Raw genomic sequence first — 23,502 nt, 5'->3', positions numbered from 1 at the left:
TTGGTCCCACCCCTTCCCATCCCGAACAGGACCGTGAAACAACTTTGCGCCGATGATAGTGCTGCAACCAGTGTGAAAGTAGGTTATCGTCAGGCTTGTTATACGCAGTAGAAAAAAACCCGATCAGCAATGGTCGGGTTTTTTTTCGTCTGGCGGTTTTGTGGGGCGCCGGTGGTGCTGTCGGCTTACGCTGCGCTAAGCCGACCTACGCCGACCTGGGCCGGCCAATTTGCGGCATGGAGGGGCTGACCCTGGTGCCGCGTAACAGATGAAAAAAAGGCAGCGCTGCGCGCTGCCTTTCTGTTTTTGTGTCCCTTTTATTGACCGGCAACCACCGGTACCGCTCCGCTCCTGGCTACCCACTCGATCAGTGCATCGACAGCGGCGCGGCCATTGCCGTTGCCCACCAGGTCGCTATTGATCATGGCGACCACTACGCACTGTTGATTATTCGCATCAGGTACGTAGCCGGCGATGGCGACCACATTTTTTAATGTCCCCGTCTTGATGCGGGCCCGCGCGGCGGCCGGGCTGTTCAGCAGGCGCTTGCGCATGGTGCCGTCCAGCGCCACGATGGGCAGGCTGGACTGGAACTCGGGTGCCCACGGGCTGTACTGCATCGCCTGCAAGACGCCGGCCATTTGTGCCGGCGCAATGCGTCCCGTACGCGACAAGCCGGAACCGTTGTCGACCAGCATGCCCTGGGTGTCGATATGGTGCCGCTGGAACCATTCCTGGATCACTTGCCGCGCGCGCGTGGCCGTGTCTTCCGGCGCGGCCATGGCGACGGGGCGGCTGCCCAGCCAGCCATCGCTTTGCAGGCTGCCCAGGCTGAGGAACAGGGTGCGGGCGAGGGTGTTGTCGGAGGTCTTGTTGATATCGCGCAAGACCTCAGGCAGGGCGCGCGCTACGTGGTCGGCCAGCATGCGCGTGCCGACGGGTTCGGCCGTCGGCGGCAAGCCTGTCAACGGCGCTTCGCGCACCGTGCCCGTGATCGTGCCGCCCAGGCGTTTCCAGGTGGCGCGGAACAGCCGGTCCGCATAATCGTTGCGATCAAGCACATTGATGCTGGTGGCCTTGCTGCAATTTTGCGGGAAAGTGCCGTGCAGTATCACCTGCAGCTTGCCGCCCGCATCGCGCCGATATTCTGGCGGACGCCAGCCATCTTCCCACCTGGCGCAACTGCCTTTGATCAGTTTCATGTCGCTGGTAATGCTGACGTTCTCGAGCGGTGGCTGCATGAGGATGCTCAATTGCCGGTCCGTCGAGTTCATGTTGATATCGAGCAAATTGGTGTTCAGCAATAACGCATCGGGGATGACGTTGTAGCGGAACTCGGCCGACTCGTCGAACGGCGGCGCGCCGATATCGGGCCGGGCCGGCTGGAACAGCTGACGGTCAAGGATCAGATCGCCCTTGATTTTCACGATGCCCTGATTGCGCAGGGTTTGCAGCATGTGCTCCAGCACGTCCGCGTTGAAATCCGTGTCGGCGCCGCCGCGCAGGATCAGGTCGCCCTTCAGCACGCCATTGATGACGTCGGCGCTGGTGCGCAGCTCCGTGCGGCCGCGGAAGATGGGTCCCAGCTGTTCCAGGCCCACGGCCGTCGTCACCAGTTTCATGGTGGACGCGGGTTGCATGCTGCGCTCGGCCCCATGCGACAGCACGGTGGTGTTGCCGCGCAAGACGATGGCACCCATGGCATCTTCGGGGATATTCGCGCTGCGCAACAGCAGGCTGACGGATTCGGGCAATTGCGCCTGGGCATTCGACAAGCCGATGCCAGCCAGCAAGGCGGCGATGAGGATGGGACGGAACATGGCTCTCCTTAGTGGAAAAAGACGTAGGCAACGAAGACGGCCGTGATCACGCCGGCCAGATCGGCGATCAGGCCGGCCGTGATGGCATAGCGCGTCTTGCGGATGCCGACGGAACCGAAATACAAGGCCACGATATAGAAAGTGGTGTCGGCCGAGCCCTGGAAGACGCAGGCCAGGCGGCCGACAAAGGAGTCGACGCCATAGGTATTCATGGCGTCGATCATCATGGCTTTCGAGCCGGAACCGCTGAGCGGCTTCATCATGGCAGTCGGCAGGGCGGGCACGAAATCCGTATTGATGCCCAGGTTGGCGAAAAACCAGTTCATGCCGCTCATCAGGAAATTGAACACGCCCGCGTTGCGGATCACGCTGATGGCCACCAGCATGCCGACCAGGTAGGGAATCACGGTGATCGAGGTCTGGATGCCGCCTTTCGCCCCTTCGATGAAGGCGTCGTACACGTTCACCTTCTTGCGCAAGGCCCCGATGATGAAGATGGCGATGACGCTGATCAAGACCAGGTTGCTGACCACTTTCGAGACCAGCTCGATTTCCTGCTTCGTCAGGTATTGCGTGAAGTACCAGATCATGGCGACGATGGCGCTCGTCATGCCGCCCATCCAGCCCAGCACGACCCGGTTGAGCAAGTTGATGCGTTGCTTGATGGACACGGTGATGATGCCGACCATGGTGGCCACATAGGTGGCGATCATGCAGGGGATAAAGATGTCGGACGGGTCGGCCGCGCCGAGAATCGAGCGCTGCGCCATGATGGCCAGCGGAATCAGGGTCAGGCCCGAGGTGTGCAGCACCAAAAACATGATTTGCGCATTCGTCGCCTCTTCCTTGTTCGGGTTCAAGGTTTGCAGGCTTTCCATGGCTTTCAGACCGAAGGGCGTGGCTGCATTGTCCAGGCCCAGCAGGTTGGCCGAGAAATTCATCACCATGTGGCCGGTCGCCGGATGGTCCTTGGGAATTTCCGGGAAGATGCGCGAAAAGAAGGGCGCGATGACTTTTGCCAGCCAGCCGACGATGCCCGCCTTTTCACCGATGTTCATGATGCCCAGCCACAAGGTCATCACGCCCGCCAGCGGCAGGGCGATATCCATTACGCCCATGCGCGCGGTTTCGAACGTGCCGTCGATGATGCGCTTGAAGATATCGGTATCGCCGAGAAACAGCCACTGCAGCACTGCGGCCAGGAAGCCAACGAGGAAAAAGCCGGACCAGATGTAATTAAGTGCCATATGCGATCAGTTCTGTATTTCGGGGAGGTGAAAAGGTACTGCAAACAAAGTATAGAGGCAGCCCGATACGAGTTGATGAAAGAATGCAGCAATCGCATGCCAAAAAGTTATAAGCTGGCAGCCTGTTTTCATTGGCGCCCCGTAGCTTGCCCGCGTAGTGTGGGGGATGCCTGTCGCTTATCGCTGTTCGTTACCCTTGTCTGCACTGGATCACTGATGATGTTTTTACGCAAAACCGCCTGCGCCGCCGGCCTGGCCCTGTTGACGCTATTTACCGCGCCCGCCGATGCCGCCACCGATGCCCGCGCGAACAAGACCCTGCACTTGTTTTTGAGTACCAGCGAGACGGGCCTGGACCCGGCCGTGGCCTCGGACCTGGCCAGCCTGAATTTGATGGAAAACATCTTCGATCCGCTGCTGCGCTACGACTACCTGGCGCGCCCGGTGCAGCTGCAGGGCAACACGGCGCGCGGCTTGCCGACCGTGGAAGACGGCGGCCGCACGTATCTCTTTCATTTGCAGCCCGGCATTTTCTTCACCCCCGATCCCGCCTTCAAGGGCCAGCCGCGCGAAGTGACGGCGCAGGATTATGTGTACAGCCTGACGCGGCTGTATGACCCCAGCCTGAAGTCGCCGTGGCTGTTTTTGCTGGAAGATAAGCTGGTGGGCGACGCGGCCCTGAAAAGCAAATTCAGCTACGACACGCCGATCGCCGGCCTGCAGGCGCTGGACAAATACACCTTGCGCATTCGCCTCAACGCCATCGACCCGAATTTCCTGTTCTACCTGGCCATGCCGGCGACCGCCGTGGTGGCGCGCGAAGTGGCGGAGGCGTACCCGGCGGCAGGGCAGATCGGCAACCACCCCGTGGGCACGGGGCCGTTCCTGGTGAAGGAATGGAAGCGCAGCGACAAGATCGTGCTGCAGGCCAATCCGACTTTCCGCCCCACCGTGTTCCATACGGAAACCAAGGCGCTGGCCGCCTTGCCGGTTGACGCGCGCGCTATCGCGACGGCGCTGGAGGGCCAGCGCTTGCCCTTGGTCGAGCGCATCGAGGTGCGCATCGTCGAGGAATATCAATCGCGCATGCTGGGTTTTCTGAAAGGCGAATTCGATTACCTGGAGCAAGTGCCGGAATCGATGACGGACATGGTGCTGGAAAACGGCGCCCTGAAACCGGCGCTGGCCGCCAAGGGCTTGCAGCTGACGCGCTTTCCTGTGCTGCAGACGTATTACATGTGGATGAATATGGACGATCCCGTGCTGGGCGGCATGAGCAAGGACAAGCTGGCCCTGCGGCGCGCCATCGCCCTCAGCTACAACAGCCGCGAAGACATCGCGCTATTAAAGAAAGGCCTGGCCTTGCCGGCGCAGTCGCCGCTGCCGCCCAACGTGCTCGGTTACGACAAGCACTACCGCAGCCCCGTCGGCTACGATCCGGCGCTGGCGCGCGCCTTGCTGGAGCGCTTCGGCTACAAGGCGGGGCCCGACGGTTTTCGCACGCAGCCCGACGGCACGCCCTTGATCCTCACCATGCACACGGAGCCGAGCACGGTGGGCCGGCTGCGCGATGAGTTGTGGCGGCGCAACCTGAACGCCATCGGCCTGCGCGTGGAATTTAAAAGCGACAAGAAGACGGAGATCATCAAGGCGTCGCGCCTGGGCAAGGTGCAGATGTTCGAGACCAACTGGATCGCGGACTTTCCCGATGGCGATAACTTTATGCAATTGTTGTATGGGGGCAACGTTGGCCGCGCCAACTATGCCCGCTTCAACTTGCCCGATTACAATAAACGCTATGAGGAGGCGCGCCTGCTATCCGATACGCCGCGCCGACGCAGTCTGTACTTCGACCTGTTTCAGCTGATCCACGCTTACACGCCGTGGGTGCTGCTGACGCATCCCATCTCTGCCGACCTGCAACAACCGTGGCTAAAAAACTACAGGCGCCACCCCGTGGAATTCACGTCCTGGCGCTACCTGGACGTCGATCCCGCCAAGGGCCGCCCCGCAGGCAAGTGAGCACGGCGTTGAAAAGGGCATTCATTCCAAAAAGTTATGGTTAGGAAAGCATTTTTCATTGGCTGGGCCCGGATGCATCGCGCTACTCTGAAAATGAAAACAAATAAAGTAAAGCGCTGGCGTCATAAAAAAATGTACCGCGAGACAGACGCCGCGACCTTACAAAACAGCCTGGACTTGAGAACTCAAGTTTCGATTGCCCAACAAGGAGAGACCAGTGAAATTGAAGAAACTAGCGCAGTTGGTGGCATTGATGGGGGTGGTGGGGCCGGTGATGGCACAGGAAGCGGCGGCGCCAGCGATGCAACGGGTCGAAGTGACGGGCAGCAGCATCAAGCGCGTGGCCAAGGAAGGCGCGCTGCCGGTGCAAGTCATCTCCTTTGACCAGATCGAAAAGCAGGGCATCACGACGACCGAACAACTGGTGCGCACCCTGTCGGCCAACGGCACGGGCGCCGACAACATGACTTCGGGCAATAACGTGTTTGGTGCCGATGCCGACCGGGTCAGCGGCGGCGCTTCGTTCGCCTCGCTGCGCGGCCTGGGACCGTCGAGCACCCTGGTGCTGCTGAACGGCCGCCGCATCGCCACGCATGGCGCCAGCGGCAAGTCGGTCGACCTGAACTCGATCCCGCTGGGCGCAATTTCTCGTGTGGAAATTCTCAAGGATGGCGCCTCGGCCATCTACGGCACGGACGCCATCGGCGGCGTGATCAATTTCATTCTGAAAACCAATTACAATGGCGTGGAAGCGTCCGTCTCCACCAACGACACGCAGGCCGGCGGCGGCGCCACGCGCCGCGCTTCCCTGCTGGCCGGCACGGGCTCGCTGGAGTCGGACCGCTACAACATCATGGCCAGCCTGACCGTCGACAAGGCCGAGCGCCTGAACGGCAGCGACCGTTCCTTCGTCAACGGCTTCCAGCCGGGCCGCGGCCTGTCGCCCGATACCACGGGCACGCCGTTTGCCAACCAGATGGCAGGGACCGGCACGGCACTGGGCACGTCGTTTCAGCTGCCGGGCGATCCAAACAAGTACCTGCAAGCCAATCCGCTGAGCTTCCAGGGCAAGTGCGACACCATCGCCGGCATGTCGCAATACCAGACGGAGCTGTGGAAAGACGTGACCTCGCCGCTGCGCACCAGGTATTCGTGCGCCTACGACTATGGCGCCGACTATGTGCTGCAATTCCCCGTCGAGCGGGCCAATCTGCTGTCGCGCGGTACCTTCCAGCTGGCGCCCGACCACCGCATGTTTGTCGAAGTGCTCGGTTCGCGCACCAAGGCCACGGCCATCCTGACGCCGATGCAGGTGCAGGCGACCGTCGCCAACAAGAATCTGTATCCGGTCGGCGGCGCGTACTACCAGGATCTGTCGGCCTACATCCCGTCGTTCGACAAGAGCAAGCCGATTTCCTACAAATGGCGCGCCAATGACGTGGGCAACCGCACGCAGGAAAACACCACCGACAATGCGCGCGTGCTGGTGGGCTTTGAAGGCAACTTCGGCAAGTGGGATTACAAGGCCGGCATTTCGCGCGCCGAAAGCAGCACCAAGACCAAGCTGACGGATGGCTATTCCTACACGGACAAGCTGTACGCAGCCCTGGCGACGGGCATCATCAACCCGTGGGTAGGCGCCGGCCAGAGCCAGACGGAAGCGGCCAAGCAATTGATCGAATCGACCAAGTTCCGTGGCGACTTCCAGCATGGCAAGACGACCCTGACGCAGATCGACGGTTCCGTTTCGGGCGAGCTGTTCCAGCTGCCGGCCGGTGCGCTGGCCATGGCGGCTGGCTTCGACTTGCGCCGCGAAGGCTACAGCTTCGCGCAAGACGTCGATGCCACGCAGATTTTGCTGTCGCCAGGCAATGCCGCACTCAAAGATGCCAGCCGTACCGTCAAGGCCGTGTATGCCGAGCTGCTGGTGCCGGTCACGAAGGACCTGGAAATGCAGCTGGCCATCCGCCGCGACGATTACAGCCTGGTGGGCGCGACGACGAATCCGAAAGTGGCCTTCCGCTACCAGCCGGCCGACTTCCTGTTGTTCCGCGGTTCGGCCAGCAAGGGTTTCCTCGCGCCAAGCTTCCAGCAGCTGTATTCCGGTTCGCTGAGCCAGGAATTGCCGAACGGCGTGGTCGACCAGGAAGGCTGCGCCAAGCATCCGGGCGTGCCCGAGTACTGCGCCATCGACCGTCTCGACTACAAGACGGGCGGCAACACGAATCTGAAGCCGGAAACGTCGAAGCAGGGCAGCGTCGGTTTTGTCATCGAACCGTTCAAGGGCTATTCCGCCTCGTTCGACTACTGGGCCATCAACACCAAGGACCGCATCCTGAACCGCACGCCGCAAATCGTGCTGGCCAACTACCAGGCGCTGAACCAGTACATCCACCGCAATCCCGACGGCACCATCGAGTACGTGCAGGCGGGCTGGATCAATGCGGCAGGCAGCCGCGTGCGCGGCCTCGACGTGGGCTTGCGCGGCGAAGGCAAGATCCGGGACGCGAAATGGACGGCGACCCTTGACGGCACGTATATGGACAGCTTCAAGTTTGCCGAATATCAAGGCCAGGAATACCAGGAACTAGTCGGCAAATTCTATACGCGCGACCTGTATTTGCGCTGGAAACACAACGCCAGCTTTGGTGTGTCGCGCGGCGACTGGAGCGGCTTGCTGGTGCAGAGTTTTTCGTCGGGCTACAAGGACCAGTTGCCGAATGGCGGCAAGGGGTCGCCGCCGCCGGGCTTCAAGCCGGACGTGTCCAGCTACACCACGTATAACCTGTCGGGCACGTACACGGGCTTCAAAAATACCACCATCACCGTGGGTATCCAGAACTTGTTCGACCGCGATCCGCCATTCACCGCGCACAACGTGGATGAAGTGGTGGGCGCCGGCTGGGACCCGCGCGTGGCCGACCCGCGCGGCCGTTCGCTGTCGTTCCAGCTGAAGTACAAGTTCATGTAAGGCGGTCATGCCGGCGGCGATCCCGTCGGCATGCTAACCTCGTGCGGCGGCGCCTGGCGTCGCCGTTTTTATTCCAGGAAAGGGCCGCATGTCCAGTCAGACCAATCTCAGCCGGCGCCGCTTCGGCGGCTTGTTGGCCGCCACCGTGGGGGCGGCAGGCACACCGGCGTGGGCGGCGGCCGCGCAAGGGAAGGACAAACGCATGCAACAGCACCACGCATTGATCAAACCGGCGCGCCTGCGCGACGGCGACCTGGTGGCCATCATCGCACCGGGCGGTTTTACGGATGAGGAGGCCATCGCCAAGGCCCAGCGCAATGTCGAATCGCTGGGCTTGCGCGCCAGCCTGGGCGCGAACATCCGCGCCGTGCACGGCAACTATGCGGGCACGGTGCAGCAGCGCCTCGACGATCTGCACGCGGCGTTCGCCGATCCCGAGGTCAAGGCGATCTGGGCCATCCGTGGCGGTTCCGGCTGCATTTCGCTGCTGGCGCTGCTCGACTACGCCTTGATCCGGCGCAATCCGAAAGTGCTGATCGGCTATTCCGACATCACGGCCCTGCACCTGGCCATCGGCAGCCAGACGGGCCTGGTGACGTTCCACGGCCCCGTGGCCTCATCCACGTTGTCCGACTACACGGTGACGCAGCTGCGCAATGTGCTGATGACGCCGCAAGACAGCTACACGATCCCGATGGCGCTGGACAACCATCGCCGCGCGCAGACGCAGCCGAACTTCGCCATCCGCACCGTGCACGGTGGTCAGGCGACGGGGCGCTTGACGGGCGGCAATCTGTGCATGGTCAGCGCGCTGGCCGGCACGCCGTATGCGGCCGATTTCCGCGAGCATATTTTATTTCTCGAAGAAATCAATGAAGTGCCGTATCGCATCGACCGCATGCTGTGCCAGCTCGACCTGTCCATCGGTTTCAAGCACGCGGCGGCCTTGATGCTGGGCATCTTCGAGCATTGCGAGGCGGCCGAGGGCGACACGGCGCTGACCCTCGATGCCACCCTGGACCAGCATTTGCTGCCCTTGCGCGTGCCGGCCGTCAGCGGCTACTCGTTTGGCCACATCCGCCATCAGTTCACGCTACCGATGGGCATATTGGCCACCCTGGATGCGGACCGGCAAACCTTGACCTTGCTGGAGCTGGCCGTCTGCTAGCGTACGGTGCAGCGGGGCGATTGTCAGTATGCTAGTGTGATAAGGCGTGGCACGAGGCCGCGCCGTCTTCCTCACCGCTCCCGACATGATCAACCGCCACGCCAGTACCTACATCCTCAGCCACCCGCTGGCCTTCGCGCTGCAGGTGCTCAAGGGTTTCCGCGCCAACCAGGGCTTGCTGCTGGCGGGCGCCGTCGCGTATTACTCGCTGCTGTCCATCGTGCCCCTGCTGATGCTGGTGGTGGTGGCGCTGTCGCACGTGATCGCGCAGGATGAGTTGCTGCAGACAATCGGCCATTACCTGGAATGGCTGGTACCCGGGCAATCGAAAGCCATCGTGGCGGAAGTAGCGCATTTCCTCAATAACCGGGGCGTGATCGGCTGGCTCTTGCTGCTGACCATGCTCTTTTTCAGCTCTTTGGCGTTTACCGTGCTGGAAAACGCCATGAGCGTGATCTTCATTCACCGCGTCGCCATCCGCCGCCGCCATTTCCTTATTTCCGCCGTGCTGCCGTACTGCTACATCCTGTGCCTGGGCGTGGGGATCTTGCTCATCACACTGGTGGCGGGCAGCCTGCAGGTGATGGGCGAGGAAAGCGTGCGCTTTTTGCGCCACGACTGGGGCCTGGAAGGCGTGTCTGGCGTGCTGCTGTATCTGCTGGGGCTGGGCGGCGAAATCCTCGTGCTCAGCTCAATCTACCTGGTCATGCCGGTCGGAAGATTGTCGATCACGCATGCGCTGATCGGCGGCGTGACGGCGGCCCTGCTGTGGGAAATCGCCCGCCACGTGCTGGTCTGGTATTTTTCGACCTTGTCGCAGGTGAACGTCGTGTATGGCTCCATGACGACGGCCATCGTCGTCATGTTCAGCCTGGAAATCGGCGCCACTCTGCTGCTGCTGGGCGCACAAGTGATTTCCGAATACGAAAGAGTGGCCCGCGGCGGCGAAGAAGACAAGCCGCTGGCGCTAAGGACTTGATTTAAAAAGGTTGTTGCATTGCACAAAAGGCTGTGCTATACTCCGTTCAGTGATTGAGATTTGGCAGCAAATTATCTCACCATCCAGTTTCAGCGCGGCGACCGACAGGTGTAATGTCGATGGCGTGACAGTGCGAAGAAATGGATTTTGTAATTCCGGATACGATGGTCGATTTTACACTTGGAGTCACCATGCAGATAGCATGGGAGTCCGAAAATCAGGAGGCACTTTGCAGATAGCACTGGCGTCCATGACACGATTAAAGCATTGGTAATACATTGGAACGAAGCCCGCGCTAGCGGGCTTTTTTTTCGTCTGGTGGGCGCGTTTATAAACCTACTGCGCAGCCCGCTCTCGAATCGGCGTTACTCGCCGTACCGAAGTACGGCTGCGTTACTCAATCCGATATCAGGCTTGCTCGCGACGGTTTCTAAAAGCGCCGAGACTTCTACTGCTTTTATAAGGCTCTGGCGATGAGTATCTTCTGGATATCGCTGGTCCCCTCATAAATCTGGCACACGCGCACGTCGCGGTAGATGCGCTCGACGGGGAAATCGGACACATAACCGTAGCCGCCGTGCACCTGGATGGCGTCCGAGCACACTTTTTCCGCCATTTCCGACGCAAACAGCTTGGCCATGGCGGCTTCCTTCAGGCAGGGCAGGCCCGCATCCTTCATGGCCGCCGCGTGGCGTATCAGTTGTCGCGCCGCTTCGATCTGCGTCGCCATGTCGGCCAGGCGGAATTGCACGGCCTGGTGTTCATAGATGGGTTTGCCGAAGCTTTCGCGCTCGCGTGCGTAATTCAAGGCCGCTTCATACGCAGCGCGCGCCATGCCCACGGCTTGCGAAGCGATGCCGATGCGCCCGCCTTCCAGGCCGGACAGGGCGATCTTGTAGCCTTGGCCCTCTTCACCTATCAGATTTTCCGCGGGGATGCGGCAGTTGTCGAACAGGATTTGCGCCGTGTCCGACGAATGCTGGCCCATCTTCTGTTCCAGTCCCGCCACGATGTAGCCGGGCGTGTTCGTCGGCACCCAGAAGGCGCTGATGCCGCGCTTGCCGGCCGCCTTGTCGGTCACGGCCATGACGATGGCCACGTCCGCATATTTGCCGCTGGTAATGAACTGCTTGGTGCCGTTGATTACATATGCATTGCCATCGCGGGTGGCCGTCGTGCGCAGGGCCGAGGCGTCGCTGCCCGTGTGCGGTTCCGTCAGGCAAAATGCACCGAGCATCGTACCTTGCGCCAGCGGGCGCAGCCATTGTTCCTTTTGCGCGTCGTTGGCGTACATCATGGCGATGCTGCACACGGGGCAATTATTCACGGAAATGATGGTCGAGGTGCCGCCATCGCCGGCGGCGATTTCTTCCAGCACCAGGGCCAAGGACACATAGTCGAGGCCGGCACCACCGAGCGCTTCCGGCACGGCTACGCCAAAGGCGCCCAGCGCGGCCAGTTCCTGCAATTCTTCTTTCGGGAAATGATGTTCCTTGTCCCAGCGGGCCGCGTTGGGCGCCAGGCGCTCGCGCGCGAAACTGCGCAGCGCCTCCTGAATCATGGTCTGTTCTTCATTGAGTATCATGGGACGTCGTCTCGTTTGTTTTTATGGTGTGTGGGGAAATTACCAGCCTATGGGCTTGCCATCGTAGTTGCGGAACACGGCTTTGTCCGTGGCCGGCAGGCTGGCCAGGGTGGCGCGGATGCCGGCAGCGCTTTCCTCCGGTGAAATATCGGCGCCGGCGCCGCCCATGTCCGTGCGTACCCAGCCCGGGTGGAAAGCGACGCAGCTGACGCCTTGCGGGCCATGCACGAGGGATGTGTCGATCAGCACCGAATTCAAGGCCGCCTTGCTGGCGCGGTACAGCGAACCGCTGGGGTTGCCCCGCTCGCTCAGGGAGCCCATGTGCGAGGACAGCACGGCCAGTTTGCCCTTGGCATTGGCCACCAGCGGCGCCAATATCGGCAGCAGCCGCATGGCCGCCAGCACGTTGGTGTGCATGACGAGGTCGAAATCGGCTTGCGCAGGGAAACCGTCGTGACGGGGGCCATACACGCCCGCGTTGAGGATGGCCACGTCGAGCTTTTCATCGTCGAGCTTCCAGCCCAGGCCGGCACAGCCTTCCACATCCGTCACGTCGAGCTGGTGCGCTTCCGCGCCCAGTTGCTTGAGGGCCTCGCACGCGTCTTGCGTGCGCGCCGTGGCGATGACACGCCAGCCATCGTGGCGGTATTGACGGACGATTTCGTGGCCGATGCCGCGCGAGGCGCCGATGATCAATGCGGTAGGCATATGTTTTCTCCCTGAAAATAAAATGAAAGGCGCGCACCGTGGTGCGCGCCCGTGCTCGGGAAGAGCTTATACCAGTTCGATCGCCATCGCCGTCGCTTCGCCGCCGCCGATGCACAGGGCCGCCACGCCGCGCTTGCCGCCGGTTTTCTTCAGGGCGCCCAGCAGGGTGACGATGATGCGCGCGCCCGAGGCGCCGATCGGGTGGCCCAGCGCGCACGCGCCGCCGTGGATGTTGATCTTGCTATGCGGAATGTCGAGGTCATGCATGGCGGCCATCGGCACGGCGGCGAACGCTTCATTGATCTCGAACAAGTCCACATTGCTGCTGCTCCAGCCCGTTTTGGCATACAGCTTTTTCACGGCGCCGATGGGGGCCGTCGTGAATTCGTTCGGCGCCTGCGCATGCGTGGCGTGGCCGTGGATCTTGGCGATGACGGTGCAGCCCAGTTTTTTCGCCGTCGATTCGCGCATCAGCACCAGCGCTGCCGCGCCATCGTTGATCGACGAGGACGAGGCGGCCGTGATGGTGCCGTCCTTCTTGAATGCCGCCTTCAGGGTCGGGATTTTTTCCAGGCGGGCTTTTTGCGGGCCTTCATCGATGCTGACGACGGTGTCGCCGCCGCGGCCGGAAACGGTCACGGGCACGATTTCCCACTCGAAACTGCCATCCTTGGTGGCCGCTTGCGCGCGTTTCACGGATTCGATGGCAAACGCATCCTGCGCTTCGCGCGTGAACTGGTACTGGCTGGCGCACTCTTCGGCAAACGTGCCCATCGAGCGGGCATTGCCCTTTTCGTCGCGGCTGTAGGCGTCTTCCAGGCCATCCATCATCATGTGGTCATAGATCATGCCGTGGCCGATGCGGTAGCCGCCGCGCGCTTTCGGCACGAGATAGGGGGCGTTGGTCATCGATTCCATGCCGCCCGCCACCACCACGTCGGCGCTGCCGGCGAGCAAGGTGTCATGCGCGAACATGGTCGTCTGCATGGCCGAGCCGCACATTTTCGACAGGGTCACGGCGCCCGTGGAATCGGGCAAGCCCGCCTTGCGCAAGGCCTGGCGCGCGGGCGCCTGGCCCTGGCCAGCCATCAGGCAATTGCCGAAAAACACGTGTTCAACGGCATCCGGCGCCACGCCGGCCCGCTCGACGGCGGCGCGGATGGCCACGGCGCCCAGGTCGCTGGCGGTGACGTTGGCAAAGTCGCCCTGGAAGGCGCCCATGGGGGTGCGCGCGGCACCGACGATTACGACTGGATCATTCATGTTGGATCTCCGGTTGAGGGGTGGGAAGGTGACTGCATACAAAAACGCAGGTGCTGCGGATACGGGAAGACGTCCTCGATATGGCCATCTTCGATGCGCTGCTTGCGCGCCTGCCAGTATTGCGCCGTCAGCAGGTCGGCATGGTGCTGCATGAAATAGCTGCGGATGCGGGGATTGCCCAGCAGGAAGGTACCGAATTGTTCGGGAAACACATCGTGCTTGCCGATGGGATACCACGGTTCGGCCGACATTTCTTCCTCCTCCGTGCGGGCTTGCGGGATGACGCGGAACTGGCAATCGGTGATGTACTCGATTTCATCGTAATCGTAAAAAACGACACGCTGATGACGGGTCACGCCAAAATTTTTATACAGCATGTCGCCAGGAAAAATATTTGCCGCCACCAGTTCCTTGATGGCGTTGCCGTACTCGATGATGGCGTGTTCCACCAGGTCGTCGCGGCCTTCCTTTTCGGCATTGCTCAGCCACATGTTCAGCGGCACCATGCGCCGCTCGATGTACAGGTGGCGGATGATGATCTGCTCGTGGTCTTCCTCGATCAGCGAGGGGGCGAACTGTTTCAGTTCGGCCAGCAGTTCCGCGGAAAAACGGGCGCGGGGAAAGGCCACATTGGAATACTCGAGCGTGTCGGCCATGCGGCCCACGCGGTCGTGGTGTTTCACCAGCAAATACTTTTGCTGGACTTGCGCGCGCGTGGTTTCCTTGGGAGGAGGAAAGAAATCCTTGATCACCTTGAAGACATACGGAAACGACGGCAGGGCAAACACCAGCATCACGAGGCCGCGGATGCCGGGCGCGCTCTCGAAGTGGTCCGACGAGTGTTTCAAATGCTGCAGGTAGTCGCGGTAAAACAAGGTCTTGCCCTGTTTTTGCAGGCCCAGTATCGTATAAATTTCGCTGCGCGGTTTGCGCGGCAACAAGCTGCGCAGGAATTGCACATAGGCCGACGGCACTTCCATATCCACCAGGAAGTAGGCGCGCGTAAACGAAAACAGCACGGCGATCTGCTGCTGTTCGAACAGCACCGTGTCGAGCACGAGCTTGCCGTGGCGGTTGTGCAGGATGGGCACGACAAATGGATATTCGCGGTTGCCGTTGATGCCCTTGCCGACCAGGTAGGCGCCCTTGTTGCGGTAGAACAAACTGGTCAGGACCTGGAGCTGGTGGTTCGGCTCGATCCGGTCGCCGCCGAACAGTTGCTGCAGGCGCGCTTCCACCTGGGCCACGTCGCGTTCCAGGTTGGCAAATGCGCAGTCCAGCTGGAAGTTGCTCACCATGCGCGTCAGGGTGTCGCGCAAGCCGTCCTGGCCCGGGTAATACACGCGGTAAGTAGGAGCGGGGTCTTGCGTTTCGATGTACTCCGTGGAAACGACGGGGCGCACGAAAATATAGTCGTTATTGAAATAGGTGCGGTGCAGGATGTTGCAGCAGACGGAATTGAAGAAGGTTTCCGCCAGTTCCGGCTGCTTGTGTTCCGTCAACATGCCGATGTAGTGGAGCTTGAGTTCGCGCCACACTTCGTCGCTCAACTCCGACTCTTCGTACTCATCTTCGAGCATCTGCACGCATTCCTGCACGCGTTTGTCATAAAAGTCGATGCGTTCGCGGGCCGCCGTCTGTGCCGCGCTCCAGGCGCCTTGCTCGAAATACCGCTTGGCGTGCTGGCTCGTTTCGCGGAACAGACGGTAATGTTTGTCGAAGCCGTCGCGGATGGTGCGCGCGATATCGAATGCAATCTGGGAAGAGAGCAATTTGGGGAAGGCAATGTGCGTCATAGTTGTGCTCGCATGAATGGCTCATCACCCAGTCGATAACCGCGTGCCCGTGCTTACTTGGTTTCCGCAAACAGTTCGCGGCCGATCAGCATGCGGCGGATTTCGCTGGTCCCGGCGCCGATTTCGTACAGCTTGGCATCGCGCCACAGGCGGCCGGCCGGATACTCGTTGATGTAGCCGTTGCCGCCCAGCGCCTGGATCGCTTCGCCCGCCATCCAGGTCGCCTTTTCCGCACTATACAGAATGGCGCCGGCCGCATCCTTGCGCAGCTGGCGCACGGCTTCCGGCGTGGTGGCGCGGTCGCAAGCCTGGCCCACGGCATACACATAGGCCTTGCACGCCATCATGGTCGAATACATATCGGCCAGCTTACCCTGCATTAACTGGAATTCGCCGATAGGCTGGCCGAATTGCTTGCGGTCATGCACGTAGGGCACGACCAGGTCCATGCAGGCCTGCATGATGCCCAGCGGGCCGCCGGACAGCACGGTGCGCTCGAAATCGAGGCCCGACATCAGCACGTTGACGCCCTTGCCCAGGCCGCCCAGCACGTTTTCGGCCGGCACTTCGCAATCCTGGAACACCAGTTCGCCCGTGTGCGAGCCGCGCATGCCCAGCTTGTCGAGCTTTTGCGCGATGGAAAAGCCCTTGAAATTCTTTTCGATCAGGAAGGCCGTCATGCCGCGCGGACCCGCTTCCAGGTCGTTCTTCGCGTACACCACCAGCACGTCCGCGTCGGGACCGTTGGTGATCCACATCTTGGTGCCGTTCAAGACCCAGCGGTCGCCCTTGAAGTCGGCGCGCAGCTTCATGCTGACGACGTCCGAGCCCGCGTTCGGCTCCGACATGGCCAGGGCGCCGATGTGCTCGCCCGTGATCAGTTTCGGCAGATATTTCGCTTTTTGCTCGGCCGTGCCGTTGCGTTTGATCTGGTTCACGCACAGGTTCGAGTGGGCGCCGTAGGACAGGCCGACGGAGGCCGAGGCGCGCGAGATCTCTTCCATGGCGATGATGTGCGCCAGGTAACCCATGCCGGCGCCGCCGTATTCTTCGCTGACGGTGATGCCGAGCAAGCCCATGTCGCCCATCTTGCGCCACAGGTCCATGGGGAACTGGTCGGTGCGGTCGATCTCGGCCGCGCGCGGCGCGATTTCGGCGGCGGCAAATTGTTGAATCGCTTCGCGCAGGGAGGCGATGTCGTCGCCGTGGTCAAAGGTCAAGCCTGGGAGATGGAGCATGTCGTCCTCGTCGTCGTTATAAGTGTGGCGGTCATGGGTGCCGGGTCAGTGAAGCTATGATACTCAGTTGTGACGTTTACGTAAACGTAAAGTGGCGCGCGCGGCAGGTGTCCGCCGCTTGCCTTGCTAGCTTGTTTGCGCCTTATCAATATTCAAGTCCGCCAGCATGCGCGCGCAAGCGTCTTCATGTGCGCTGATTTCCGCCAGTGCCATTTCGATATCGATGCGCTGCTGCTCCAGGGTTTGCCGGTGCTGCGCCAGCACGCCCAGGAAGCGGTCCATCTGCGCGCGCGTGTCCTTCGGCGACTCATACATGTCGACCAGGCTCTTGATTTCCGACAAGGCCAAGCCCAGGCGCTTGCCGCGCAGGGTCAGCTTCAAACGGGTGCGGTCGCGCGGCGTGTAGACGCGGCTGCGGCCGCCTGCGCCTTCGCGTTTCGGACTGAGCAAGCCCTGGTCTTCATAGAAACGGATGGCGCGCGCCGTGATGTCGAATTCCCGCGCCAGTTCGGTAATGGTATAGGTCGTCATGGGTGCGGGCGGTGTCGGTTGCATGGGTGGTCGGTCGTCAGATGGGATGCGGCGAGGCAGGTGGTGGCAAAGTGCCGTTTACGTCAACGTCAATACTATTGTAGCGTGCCCTGCCCGTGCTGCAACAAAGAAAAAAGGCGGCGTGGGCAGGGGGATTTGGCGAATAAGGCAACAATTACTGAAAATAAATTGATTCTTCTTGCACAAACGCGCTTAAGATCGAGAGTTGGTGGCCAAGATGACACCAAAAAGAGCTTTCCTGGCATAACGGCGACATTCTTTTCGCTGTGATGGCAGTAAAATTTTTTGGCGCAGATGCTTTCCAATAGCCACGATCAAAAAACAACGTTCCACTATGAGTACGTTGTATGGATTGTTTCTATTTTGAAAACAAAATGGCCCTTCTGAAAACTTTGTCTACGAGAAATTGTATGACATGGGCATTGCGCGTATCGGTAGAGGAGGGCATTATCCGATACCGTACGTTGTAATGCCAAACCGAGGCTTTGAATCGTGCTGCAGTGCGAAAATCAAGGCTAGCCGCGAATTTGACCCGAAGCCACACAGAATCGCAAGAGAAAATTCGGCCCACTTTTTCACCTGAAAAGCTTGGCTGGAGTGTTAATTGTTAATTGATACTCTTTTCAAATGTAACAATCTGTATGGTCATTCAAGAAACTGACTTTCATGTTACAACATGAAATAGTACACCTATGAATTCTTCTAACGAACGCGAAAGCTTCAGCCAGCGACTTCAGTTGGCTCTCAAAAACGCCCATTACTCTCCAGACAGCCCGACCAGACTGGCCCGGGAATTCAACATCCGTTTCGACGGACGCCCGATTACTGTGCATGCAGCTAGGAAATGGTTAGTAGGTGAAGCAATTCCCACGCAAGAAAAATTGCGCATGATTGCCCAATGGTTGGGCGTTCCCGCGGAATGGTTGCGTTTTGGCGGTCCGGAAAGCGCCACGCCGAATGGCGAAGCGGGCAGCGCTTTGTCGCGTTTTGAGTCCGCCGATGTGAAATTAATTGCCGATTTGCAAAGATTAGATGAACATCATCGTCAAATCGCGCGAGAATTTATTCGCATGCTGGTGAGAGTCAACTACCAAAAGTAAGCATCCAGGCCCTCCCCGGCCGGCGCCGTCCGCCTTACGCTGGCGGCGCTCCCCCTGTCCTTTTATTTGCGCAAGGTCATACTGGAGACATGATTTTGCCGCACAATAAGACCTCGCATGTTGCGCTGCAGCGGGATTATTTGACAATAATCCCGTACGCAGCGGCGCAGCGGCCAATACCAGCGCATAATCACATCAGAAGCAGCCAGTTCATCCACTACGGAGCCGAGCATTTGAGCCGTCTTATGAAAAGTAACTACAGCAATACCGCGCAGCTGAAGGACTTGATGACCGTGCCCCCCATGACTGCCGCGCAACATGCGGAAGTGATGCGCAAACGGATCGCCCACCGCAGGATGGTTGAAGAAGCCAGGGATTTGAAGCAGGCCAGTGCCGTTCAGTTCGAAAAACGCTGAGTGGTGGATGCCTGACCAAAGCTGCTGCGCGTCCGCATAGGCGGTCTGCGATGCTCACCGGCTCGGCGCCCCCGTGCTGCAGCACGGTTGCGCTTCTCGGCCACCTCTTCCTTCCGCTCGCTACGCTTTTGTCAGGCATCGTGACGCCAGAGTTACATCGTGACGCCAACTAGAGGATAGGGGTGTCGCTTGCAGACTTGAGACCATTCCACCGCGGCGCCAGACCGTGCTCGATGCCGAGCAGGTCGATGACGCGCGCCACCGTATGGTCGACCATTTCCGCGATGCTCTGCGGGTGGTGATAAAAGCTCGGTAATGGCGGGAAGATGATGCCGCCCATTTCGGTCACGGCCGTCATATTGCGCAGGTGCGCCAGGTTGAACGGGGTTTCGCGCACCATCAGGATCAGGCGCCGGCGCTCCTTGAGCACCACATCGGCGGCCCGCGTGATCAGATTATCCGACAAGCCATGCGCGACGGCCGCCAAGGTCTTCATCGAGCACGGCGCGACGACCATGCCATCCGATTGAAACGAACCGCTGGCGATCGACGCGCCGATGTCGCGCAGCTTGTGCACCACGTGCGCCTGCGCTTCGATGTCCTTGCGCCCCACGCCCGTTTCCTGGTGCAGGGTCAAAACAGCGGCATCGGACAGGACCAGATGCGTCTCGACGCCGGGGATGGCGCCGAGCAATTGCAGCAGCCGCAAGCCATACACGGCGCCCGTGGCGCCCGTGATGGCCACGACGATACGGCGCGGCCGCTGCGCTTGGCTATCAGGCATCGAGCAGGGACTTCAGTTCGCCCGATTCAAACATTTCATTCATGATATCGGAACCACCGATGAACTCGCCTTTGACATACAGCTGCGGAATGGTTGGCCAGTTCGAGTAATCCTTGATGCCCTGGCGAACTTCCGGGTCATCCAGCACGTTGACAGTAGCGATGTTTTCCACGCCGCACGCTTTCAGGATCTGGATGGCGCGGCCGGAAAAGCCGCACTGCGGGAACTGGGCCGTGCCCTTCATGAACAGCACGACTGGCGTGTTCGTCACGGTTTCTTTGATCCAGGTTTGTACGTCGCTCATAGCTGCCTCTGATGGGTAAATAAATAGATGCCGTCATTTTATAAGAAAACGACGGCACGGGTATGCGCTCAAGTCATAAATCGGGCAAGTCAGCCACGTTGAGGCTTATAAGGTCTTGCCCAGACAGGTCGATTGCGCCGCGCCCACGTATTTACCCCAGGCAAGGACAGGTGCATAGCCGTGTTTGGCATAAAACGCCACCGCGCGGCTATTTACCACGCGGGTGGACAGGTGCAGGGCCTGGTAACCATGCCGGCGCGCCTGCGCCTCCACATGGGCCAGCAGGGCCGCGCCCACGCCCGTGCTGCAGGGATGCGCATACATGCGCTTGAGTTCGCCTATGGCGCTGTCTGCTTCGCCCAGCGGGCGCAGGGCGGCGCAGCCGAGCAGGGCGCCGCTGGCATCGCGGGCCAGGTAAAAGCCGCCGCGCGGCGTGGCCGCTTCGGCATCGAACGAGGAGCGGCCGCTGTCGCCGTTGATGCGCAGCAGCGCGTCCGACAATGCATCGAGCAGCAGCTGCGCATCCGGACCGGCCGCGTCCGCTGCCAGGATGGTGATGTCCTGCCCGGCGGCCACGGGCTTAGCCGCGCAGCTTGGCGAAGGCGGCGGCCATGCTGCCGGCCGGCTCGGGCGCGTTGCGCGACTGCGACTGGTGCTGCGCCATGCTGCGGCGGTCGTTGCGGTCGCCACGCTGCTCTGGCTTGCTGCCCGCCTGCGGCGCGCTGTCCGTCAGGCGCATGGTCAGCGCGATGCGCTTGCGCTTCTCGTCGACTTCCAGCACTTTGACGCGCACCACTTGCCCGGCTTTCACCACCGTGTGCGGGTCCTTGACGAAGGTGTTCGACAGGGCCGAGATGTGCACGAGGCCATCCTGGTGCACGCCGATGTCGACGAAGGCGCCGAAGGCGGCCACGTTGGTGACCACGCCTTCGAGAATCATGTCCGGGCGCAAGTCGCGGATTTCTTCCACGCCTTCCTTGAAGGTGGCGGTGGTAAATTCCGGACGCGGGTCGCGGCCCGGCTTTTCCAGTTCCTTCAAGATGTCGGTAATGGTCGGCACGCCGAAGGTTTCATCCGCGTATTTTGCCGGGCTCAAGGTTTTCAGCAGCGCCGTTTCGCCGATGACGGCCTTGATATCCTTCTTGATGTCGGCCAGGATCTTTTCCACCAGCGGGTACGATTCCGGGTGGACGGCCGAGGCGTCCAGCGGATTCTCTCCGCCCATCACGCGCAGGAAGCCCGCCGCCTGTTCGTAGGTCTTGTCGCCCAGGCGCGGTACGGCCTTTAAGGCCGCGCGCGAGGTGAACGCGCCCTTCATGTCGCGGTAGGTGACGATGCTTTGCGCCACGCTGGCCGACAGGCCGGACACGCGCGCCAGCAGGGGAGCGGACGCCGTGTTGACGTCCACGCCCACGGCGTTCACGCAATCTTCCACCACGGCATCGAGCGAGCGTGCCAGCTGGCTTTGACTCACGTCATGCTGGTACTGGCCCACGCCGATCGATTTCGGGTCAATCTTGACCAATTCGGCCAGCGGGTCTTGCAGGCGGCGCGCGATCGACACGGCGCCGCGCAGCGACACATCCATGTCCGGCAATTCTTTCGAGGCGAATTCGGACGCCGAATACACCGACGCGCCCGCTTCCGAGACGACGATCTTCGTCATCTTCGCTTCCGGGTGCTGCTTGATCAGGTCCTGCGCCAGTTTATCGGTCTCGCGCGAAGCGGTGCCGTTGCCAATCGAAATCAGCGATACATTGTGCTTGGCGGCAAGACGGCCCAGGGTGTGCAGCGAACCGTCCCAGTCGTTCTTCGGCTGGTGCGGATAGATCACGGCCGTGTCGACGACCTTGCCGGTGGCATCGACCACGGCGACCTTCACGCCTGTGCGCAGGCCGGGATCGAGGCCCATGGTGGCGCGCTGGCCGGCCGGCGCGGCCAGCAGCAGCGCTTTCAGATTGGTGGCGAAGACGTTGATCGCGTCAAGTTCCGAGCGTTCGCGCAGCGCGCCCATCAGTTCCGTTTCCAGGTGCATAAAGCTTTTCACGCGCCAGGTCCAGCGCGCCGTGTCCGCCAGCCACTTGTCGGCCGGGCGGCCTTGCTGCTTGATGCCGAAGCGGGCGGCGATGCGGCCTTCGCACGGGTTGTGCGGCGCATCCCATTTCGGTTTTTCCGCTTCCGTGTCCAGGCGCAGAGTGACGTCGAGGATGCCCTCGCGGCGGCCGCGCAGCAGCGCCAGCGCGCGGTGCGAGGGCACTGTCGAAATGGTTTCCGAGTAATCGAAATAATCGGCGAATTTTTCGCCTTCGTCCTGCTTGCCTTCCACCACTTTCGATTCGACGATGCCGTGTTCCTGCACGTATTCGCGCAAGGTTTGCAGCAGGGTCGCGTCTTCGGCGAAGCGCTCCATCAGAATCTGGCGCGCGCCATCGAGGGCCGCCTTGGTGTCCGCCACGCCCGGGTTGTTGCCGTCGGCACTCGTAAACGCCTCGCGCAGGAACTTGCCCGCTTCCATTTCCGGCGTCAGTTCCGGGTTCTCCAGCAAGCCGTCGGCCAGCGGCATCAGGCCCGCTTCGATGGCGATCTGCGCCTTCGTGCGGCGCTTCTGCTTGTACGGCAGATACAGGTCTTCCAGGCGCGTCTTGTCTTCCGCGTGCATGACGGCGTCGAGCAGCTCGGGCGTCATCTTGTTCTGTTCCGTGATCGACGCCACGATGGCGGCGCGCCGCTCTTCCAGTTCGCGCAGGTAGCGCAAGCGCTCTTCGAGCAGGCGCAGCTGGATATCGTCGAGGCCGCCGGTCGCTTCCTTGCGGTAACGGGCGATAAAGGGCACGGTGGCGCCTTCGTCGAGCAGTTCGATGGCGGCGGCAACCTGCACCGGTTTGGCGGCAAGTTCAAGGGCAAGGCGTTGTTCGATAGTGGGCAGCATGGTTGTTTCCAGAGCGATCAAGCCTGGAATGATACGCAATCGGCGCGATTGCGCAATCTTGACAGCGCAAATGGACTGTGCGTTGACAAGCGCCTCAACGGGCCGGCAGCAGCGGGCTGGCGGGCGCGGGAGCTGGCGGCCTCTGCGGCGTGACGGATTTGCCGAAGGCATTGCCCATGCGGTGTTCGAGGGCGGCGCGGTTGTACAGGCCCAGCTGGTTCGATGGCCGCTGCACGGTCGCTTCGGCGCCGGACAGGGCGGGCGGTGGCCCGTTCATGGTGTTGCTATTCGGCAATAATTTTTCATTCAGGCAAGACATCGATGGCGCGCGCCGGCCGTTCGCTTCTACTTCCACGCAACCCTTTGGCGGCGCGGCGGCCTTCACGACGACGGTGTGCTCGTCCGCCTGCGCGGGCAGGGTGGCGCAGGTCAACAGCAACAGTGATAACAGGCGTGCCATGGCGGCTCCCGGAGCGGTGGGGAAGCGCTCAGCATAGCAAGGTCATGTGTCGCGGCGATGACACAGGCCGGGATGGGGGCTGGCGCCATGTCATGCAGTTGTCATTTTATGAAGCTACCATCCTGCCATTCTGCAGACAACATTGCAGTCAAGACACTTC

General features: G+C 61.1%; 19 protein-coding genes and 1 rRNA gene. 7 read left to right on the top strand and 13 right to left on the bottom strand.

Going from position 1 to position 23,502, the window contains the following annotated elements:
* Window positions 1-95, top strand: a 5S ribosomal RNA gene (gene rrf / locus ACQ4WQ_RS27115); the annotation flags it as partial.
* A 222-nt stretch (window positions 96-317) separates the two neighbouring features.
* Here rrf and dacB read toward each other — a convergent pair.
* Both dacB and ACQ4WQ_RS27105 read right to left on the bottom strand, forming a co-directional pair.
* On the bottom strand, window positions 318-1,820 hold the full coding sequence (gene dacB / locus ACQ4WQ_RS27110) for a D-alanyl-D-alanine carboxypeptidase/D-alanyl-D-alanine endopeptidase (RefSeq protein ID WP_326459531.1): 1,503 nt from the start codon (window positions 1,818-1,820) through the stop codon (window positions 318-320).
* An 8-nt stretch (window positions 1,821-1,828) separates the two neighbouring features.
* The gene (locus tag ACQ4WQ_RS27105; protein ID WP_034753725.1) at window positions 1,829-3,067 is read right to left on the bottom strand and encodes a nucleoside recognition domain-containing protein; all 1,239 of its coding nucleotides are present in this window, start codon (window positions 3,065-3,067) and stop codon (window positions 1,829-1,831) included.
* 219 nt (window positions 3,068-3,286) lie between these two features.
* Between ACQ4WQ_RS27105 and ACQ4WQ_RS27100 the strand changes: the two genes are divergently transcribed.
* The 4 genes from ACQ4WQ_RS27100 to ACQ4WQ_RS27085 all read left to right on the top strand — a co-directional run bounded on the left by ACQ4WQ_RS27100 (window position 3,287) and on the right by ACQ4WQ_RS27085 (window position 10,207).
* Entirely contained in the window at window positions 3,287-5,089 is a 1,803-nt protein-coding gene (locus ACQ4WQ_RS27100) for an ABC transporter substrate-binding protein (RefSeq protein ID WP_436501299.1), read from the top strand.
* A gap of 217 nt (window positions 5,090-5,306) precedes the next feature.
* Entirely contained in the window at window positions 5,307-8,060 is a 2,754-nt protein-coding gene (locus tag ACQ4WQ_RS27095; protein WP_436501288.1) for a TonB-dependent receptor, read from the top strand.
* Between the two features lie 88 nt (window positions 8,061-8,148).
* A complete protein-coding gene (locus ACQ4WQ_RS27090; RefSeq protein ID WP_436501286.1) occupies window positions 8,149-9,228 on the top strand; it encodes a S66 peptidase family protein in 1,080 nt (359 codons plus the stop codon).
* An 85-nt stretch (window positions 9,229-9,313) separates the two neighbouring features.
* On the top strand, window positions 9,314-10,207 hold the full coding sequence (locus ACQ4WQ_RS27085) for a YihY/virulence factor BrkB family protein (protein ID WP_436501297.1): 894 nt from the start codon (window positions 9,314-9,316) through the stop codon (window positions 10,205-10,207).
* A 457-nt stretch (window positions 10,208-10,664) separates the two neighbouring features.
* On the opposite strand, the gene ACQ4WQ_RS27080 is transcribed toward ACQ4WQ_RS27085, so the two are convergent.
* The 6 genes from ACQ4WQ_RS27080 to ACQ4WQ_RS27055 all read right to left on the bottom strand — a co-directional run bounded on the left by ACQ4WQ_RS27080 (window position 10,665) and on the right by ACQ4WQ_RS27055 (window position 17,328).
* Window positions 10,665-11,792 (bottom strand): acyl-CoA dehydrogenase family protein, encoded by a 1,128-nt coding sequence (locus ACQ4WQ_RS27080; protein ID WP_436501284.1) that lies wholly within the window; start codon window positions 11,790-11,792, stop codon window positions 10,665-10,667.
* A gap of 39 nt (window positions 11,793-11,831) precedes the next feature.
* Window positions 11,832-12,500, bottom strand: a complete 669-nt coding sequence (locus tag ACQ4WQ_RS27075) for an SDR family oxidoreductase (protein ID WP_436501282.1) — start codon at window positions 12,498-12,500, stop codon at window positions 11,832-11,834.
* A 66-nt stretch (window positions 12,501-12,566) separates the two neighbouring features.
* On the bottom strand, window positions 12,567-13,763 hold the full coding sequence (locus ACQ4WQ_RS27070; RefSeq protein WP_070221734.1) for an acetyl-CoA C-acyltransferase: 1,197 nt from the start codon (window positions 13,761-13,763) through the stop codon (window positions 12,567-12,569).
* Window positions 13,760-15,559: a bifunctional isocitrate dehydrogenase kinase/phosphatase gene (gene aceK, locus ACQ4WQ_RS27065; protein ID WP_326459536.1), complete on the bottom strand. Its 1,800-nt coding sequence runs from the start codon at window positions 15,557-15,559 to the stop codon at window positions 13,760-13,762. Before aceK ends, ACQ4WQ_RS27070 begins: the two co-directional genes overlap by 4 nt.
* 53 nt (window positions 15,560-15,612) lie before the next feature.
* On the bottom strand, window positions 15,613-16,797 hold the full coding sequence (locus ACQ4WQ_RS27060) for an isovaleryl-CoA dehydrogenase (protein WP_070260712.1): 1,185 nt from the start codon (window positions 16,795-16,797) through the stop codon (window positions 15,613-15,615).
* A gap of 126 nt (window positions 16,798-16,923) precedes the next feature.
* Window positions 16,924-17,328 (bottom strand): MerR family transcriptional regulator, encoded by a 405-nt coding sequence (locus tag ACQ4WQ_RS27055; protein ID WP_326459569.1) that lies wholly within the window; start codon window positions 17,326-17,328, stop codon window positions 16,924-16,926.
* A gap of 713 nt (window positions 17,329-18,041) precedes the next feature.
* Between ACQ4WQ_RS27055 and ACQ4WQ_RS27050 the strand changes: the two genes are divergently transcribed.
* Window positions 18,042-18,449, top strand: coding sequence for a hypothetical protein (locus ACQ4WQ_RS27050; protein WP_034753756.1), 408 nt, complete (start codon window positions 18,042-18,044; stop codon window positions 18,447-18,449).
* A gap of 89 nt (window positions 18,450-18,538) precedes the next feature.
* Window positions 18,539-18,865 (top strand): hypothetical protein, encoded by a 327-nt coding sequence (locus ACQ4WQ_RS27045; RefSeq protein WP_436501301.1) that lies wholly within the window; start codon window positions 18,539-18,541, stop codon window positions 18,863-18,865.
* 169 nt (window positions 18,866-19,034) lie between these two features.
* Here the strand turns inward: ACQ4WQ_RS27045 and ACQ4WQ_RS27040 are convergent, their stop codons facing one another.
* The 5 genes from ACQ4WQ_RS27040 to ACQ4WQ_RS27020 form a co-directional block, all read right to left on the bottom strand.
* Complete coding sequence (locus ACQ4WQ_RS27040) at window positions 19,035-19,649, bottom strand: UbiX family flavin prenyltransferase (protein WP_436501279.1); 615 nt, start codon at window positions 19,647-19,649, stop codon at window positions 19,035-19,037.
* Window positions 19,642-19,953 (bottom strand): Grx4 family monothiol glutaredoxin, encoded by a 312-nt coding sequence (gene grxD, locus ACQ4WQ_RS27035; protein ID WP_034753766.1) that lies wholly within the window; start codon window positions 19,951-19,953, stop codon window positions 19,642-19,644. The genes ACQ4WQ_RS27040 and grxD overlap by 8 nt, the downstream gene beginning before the upstream one ends.
* 105 nt (window positions 19,954-20,058) lie before the next feature.
* Entirely contained in the window at window positions 20,059-20,529 is a 471-nt protein-coding gene (locus ACQ4WQ_RS27030; RefSeq protein ID WP_436501277.1) for a GNAT family N-acetyltransferase, read from the bottom strand.
* Window positions 20,530-20,533: 4 nt separating this feature from the next.
* Entirely contained in the window at window positions 20,534-22,882 is a 2,349-nt protein-coding gene (locus ACQ4WQ_RS27025; RefSeq protein ID WP_326459539.1) for a Tex family protein, read from the bottom strand.
* 94 nt (window positions 22,883-22,976) lie between these two features.
* Complete coding sequence (locus ACQ4WQ_RS27020) at window positions 22,977-23,342, bottom strand: hypothetical protein (RefSeq protein ID WP_436501275.1); 366 nt, start codon at window positions 23,340-23,342, stop codon at window positions 22,977-22,979.
* Window positions 23,343-23,502: the final 160 nt, after the last annotated feature.

The organism is Janthinobacterium goodfellowi, from assembly GCF_051380695.1.
In the GTDB taxonomy this organism is placed as follows: domain Bacteria; phylum Pseudomonadota; class Gammaproteobacteria; order Burkholderiales; family Burkholderiaceae_D; genus Janthinobacterium.
Note: the sequence above shows the minus strand (reverse complement) of the source record. Positions and strands in the feature narration are given on the sequence as shown.